This is a genomic window from Streptomyces sp. W16, from assembly GCF_033194735.1.
GTDB lineage: Bacteria > Actinomycetota > Actinomycetes > Streptomycetales > Streptomycetaceae > Streptomyces.
Genome location: NZ_JAWOAI010000710.1, coordinates 1 through 4,131 on the forward strand (window position 1 = coordinate 1; position 4,131 = coordinate 4,131).

Below are 4,131 nucleotides of genomic sequence, written 5' to 3' on the forward strand. Positions count from 1 at the left end.
CGCCGGCGGCCACCAGGGGAACGGCGTGGTCGCCACCCCGCTCCCCTCCGCCTTCACCCCGCTGGCCCGGCAGACACCGTCCGCCCCGGCCACGGCGCACACCACCAGCGCCTCGCGGACACCGGCGCCGAGTCCGACGTACAGCGCGCTCTGACCTCGCTGACCTGCAGCTTTGTGACTCGTGGAACTTTTTTCGCGCGGGGTGTGACGTTTTCGGGCCCCGTGGCGCAGTACAGAGTGAGCCGACTGGTCATCGGCCGTCGCACAGAGCCGGGGTTCCCCCCGTACCTACGGTTCGTGCACTCGGCGCGGGCGGGACACGTTCCCCCGGTCCCGCTCGCGCCCCGCACGACCTCCCTCGCGGCTCACCGGTGGACGACGACCTTGTCGCCGGTCCGCACCTGCGCGAACAGGCTCGCGATCGCCGCCTCGTCCCGTACGTTGACGCAGCCGTGCGAGCCGCCCGCGTAACCCCGCATCGAGAAGTCGTACGAGTAGTGCACCGCCTGGCCGCCGCTGAAGAACATCGCGTACGGCATGGGGGAGTGGTAGAGCGTGGACACCCAGTTCCGGGCCTTCCAGTAGACGTGGAACACACCGTCCCGGGTCGGGGTGTACTGCGCGCCGAACCGCACCGACATCGTCGACACCGTCCGCCCGTCGATCATCCAGCGCAGGGTGCGGGTCGTCTTGTCGATGCACAGCACCCGGCCGGTCAGACAGCGCGGGTCGGGTGCGCCGGCCGGCTGGCCGCCCATCAGATACAGGTCCCACTTGCCCGGCTCGTGCGTCATGCCCAGCAGCCGCTGCCAGGTGACCTTGTCGGTCTCGCCGGTCTTCGGCAGCCCGCGCTTGCCCTGGAAACCGGCGACGGCCTGCTCGGTGAGGTCGTCGTAGGTCCCGGTCGGCCCGTCGAAGAGCCAGTCGACCTGCCGCAGCCGCGCCTGCAGCTCGCGCACACCGGAGCCGCTGTCGCCGCGCGACCAGAGGACGTCCGCGGCGGGCGTGGCGCTCGGGGCGCTCGCGGTGGCCGAGGGACTCGCCGAGGGACTGGCCGTGCTTCCCGGCAGCTCGATGCGCACCGGCAGGTGGTGCTTGCCGTCCGCGTCCGTGCCCTGCACCGTGCAGCCGCACACCGCCAGCAGGGCCGACAGGGCCGCCGTGGCGACGATCGCTCTCCCCATGCCCGTAGTACGCATCGCGGACCCCCGCCGTCTCACTGGTGTCACCCGGACACGTACCCCGGGATGACGGGCCGCGAACGGAGCGGCATCGTGGTGACCGGAGGTGCACGCCATGGTGCGCGAGTCGGAGTCGGGCCTGCCCATCGAACCCGTCTACGGTCCCGGGGCGCTAGCCGGCTGGGACCCGGCCGAGCGGCTGGGCGAGCCGGGCGCGTACCCCTTCACGCGGGGTGTGTACCCGACGATGTACACGGGCCGGCCGTGGACGATGCGGCAGTACGCCGGTTTCGGCACGGCCGTGGAGTCCAACGCCCGCTACCGGCAGCTGATCGCCCACGGCACGACCGGCCTGTCCGTCGCCTTCGACCTGCCCACCCAGATGGGACACGACTCCGACGCCCCGCTCGCGCACGGCGAGGTCGGCAAGGTCGGCGTCGCGATCGACTCGGTGGACGACATGCGGGTGCTCTTCGACGGCATCCCGCTGGACCAGGTCTCCACCTCGATGACGATCAACGCCCCCGCGGCCCTCCTCCTGCTGATGTACCAGCTGGTCGGCGAGGAACAGGGCGTACCGGCAGGGCAGTTGACGGGCACGGTCCAGAACGACGTACTGAAGGAGTACATCGCGAGGGGGACGTACATCTTCCCGCCGAAGCCGTCCCTCCGCCTGACCGCGGACATCTTCAAGTACTGCGGGGCCGAGATCCCGAAGTGGAACACCATCTCGATCTCCGGCTACCACATGGCCGAGGCCGGTGCCTCGCCCGTGCAGGAGATCGCCTTCACGCTCGCCGACGGAATCGAGTACGTCCGTACCGCGATCGCGGCCGGCATGGACGTCGACGACTTCGCACCCCGGCTGTCGTTCTTCTTCGTGGCGCGTACGACACTCCTCGAAGAGGTCGCCAAGTTCCGTGCGGCGCGCAGGATCTGGGCCCGGGTGATGCGGGAGGAGTTCGGCGCGCGCAACCCGAAATCCCTGATGCTGCGCTTCCACACCCAGACCGCCGGTGTCCAACTCACCGCCCAGCAGCCGGAGGTGAACCTCGTCCGCGTCGCCGTCCAGGGCCTGGCCGCGGTCCTCGGCGGGACGCAGTCCCTGCACACGAACTCCTTCGACGAGGCGATCGCGCTCCCGACGGACAAGAGCGCCCGTCTCGCGCTGCGCACCCAGCAGGTCCTGGCCTACGAGACGGACGTGACCGCCACCGTGGACCCCTTCGCGGGTTCGTACGTCGTCGAGACGATGACGGACGACGTGGAAGGGGCCGCCGTCGAACTGATGCGGCGGGTCGAGGAGTTGGGCGGCGCGGTCGGTGCCATCGAGCACGGCTTCCAGAAGGGCGAGATCGAGCGCAGCGCCTACCGCATCGCCCAGGAGACCGACTCCGGCGAGCGGGTCGTGGTCGGCGTCAACCGCTTCCGCCTCGACACGGAGGAACCGTACGAGCCCCTCCGCGTCGACCCGGCCATCGAGGCCCAGCAGGCGGAGCGGCTCACGAGACTCCGCGCCGAACGAGACCAGAAGACGGTGGACTCGGCGCTGGCCGCGCTGCGGGAGGCGGCGGAGGGTACGGACAACGTGCTGTATCCGATGAAGGAGGCGCTGCGGGCTCGGGGGACCGTGGGGGAGGTGTGCGGTGCGCTGCGGGAGGTGTGGGGGACGTATGTGCCGACGGATGCCTTCTGAACTGGGTGATTACTCCATATGAGTGATCGAGGGGGGAAACGATCTGACCCCAGTTACTCTCGTTGGAGAGTGGGCCCCGAAAAGGAGGACGCCATGGCCGTACTGCAGCAGGAGCTGACCCTGGGCGAGGCTGCCGACCAGCTCGCCCGTGCACTGCCTGGCCACCGCGTGGAGATTCTCCAGGGGAGGCTTACTGTGACACCGCCGCCGGACGGCTCGCATGCGTTGTCGTTGTCTTGGCTGGTCGTGCAATTCCATATGGCGGGCGCTCAAGAGGCTGGACTCCGTTATGTCCAGGGCGTCGGCCTCTGGTTGCCCGCGTTGCCCGAGGACTTCGCGATCCCTGACTTCTCCGTGGTCGACGCGGACTTCCGCGATGCCCACGTCACGAAGAACTACTACGCACCGAACGTCTTCCGTCTGGTCGTCGAAGTGACGTCGTCGAACTGGTCCGACGACCTCCACGTCAAGGTCGAGTGCTACGCCCAAGCCGGCATCCCCGCGTATCTCGTCGCCGACCGCAAACATGGCGAGGTGCTTCTCTACACCGACCCGGTCGACGGCAAGTACCCCGACCCACAGCGCTACAAGCGGGGCCAGAGCGTCCCGGTCCCGGAATCCGTAGGCGTCGCCCTCGACCTCTCCGTGGACGTCCTCCTCGACGGCGAGGGCTGACTGTCGTACCCCCATGGCACACTCGTTCCCATGCTCGGTGTCATAGACCTCCCCACCTACCTCGCCGGCCTGGTCCTGATCGTCCTGCTGCCCGGCCCCAACTCGCTGTACGTCCTCTCGGTAGCCGCCCGGCGCGGCACCCGGGCCGGGTACACGGCCGCCGCCGGTGTCTGGTGCGGGGACACCGTGCTGATGACGCTCTCCGCGGCCGGGGTCGCCTCGCTGCTGCAGGCCAACGCCCTGCTGTTCGGGATCGTGAAGTACGCGGGCGCCGGGTATCTGACCTGGCTCGCGTTCGGGATGCTGCGGGCCGCGTGGGCGATGTGGCGGACGCGGAAGGAGCGGGCGGCCATGGAACCGGCTCTCGCCGGGGAGGCCGCCGACGAGCGGCCGTACCGCCGTGCCTTCGTCGTCAGTCTCTTCAATCCGAAGGCGATCCTGTTCTTTGTCGCCTTCTTCGTGCAGTTCGTCGACCCGGGGTACGCCTATCCCGCCCTGTCGTTCGTCGTGCTCGGCGCCTTCGCGCAGCTGGCGAGCTTCCTCTACCTCAGTGCGCTGATCTTCGGCGGGACCCGGCTG

4 protein-coding genes are annotated in these 4,131 nt (G+C 69.4%); 3 read left to right on the plus strand and 1 reads right to left on the minus strand.

Features of this window, described 5'->3' with window-relative positions:
• Positions 1-365: 365 nt before the first annotated feature.
• Complete coding sequence (locus R6V09_RS47625; protein WP_317887692.1) at positions 366-1,184, minus strand: L,D-transpeptidase family protein; 819 nt, start codon at positions 1,182-1,184, stop codon at positions 366-368.
• Between the two features lie 112 nt (positions 1,185-1,296).
• Here R6V09_RS47625 and R6V09_RS47630 point away from each other — a divergent pair, with 112 nt between their 5' ends.
• The 3 genes from R6V09_RS47630 to leuE all read left to right on the plus strand — a co-directional run.
• Entirely contained in the window at positions 1,297-2,877 is a 1,581-nt protein-coding gene (locus R6V09_RS47630) for an acyl-CoA mutase large subunit family protein (RefSeq protein ID WP_317887693.1), read from the plus strand.
• A 93-nt stretch (positions 2,878-2,970) separates the two neighbouring features.
• A complete protein-coding gene (locus tag R6V09_RS47635; protein ID WP_317887694.1) occupies positions 2,971-3,552 on the plus strand; it encodes a Uma2 family endonuclease in 582 nt (193 codons plus the stop codon).
• A 30-nt stretch (positions 3,553-3,582) separates the two neighbouring features.
• Positions 3,583-4,131: leucine efflux protein LeuE (gene leuE, locus R6V09_RS47640; RefSeq protein WP_317887695.1), on the plus strand; the 549-nt coding region annotated here is incomplete at its 3' end.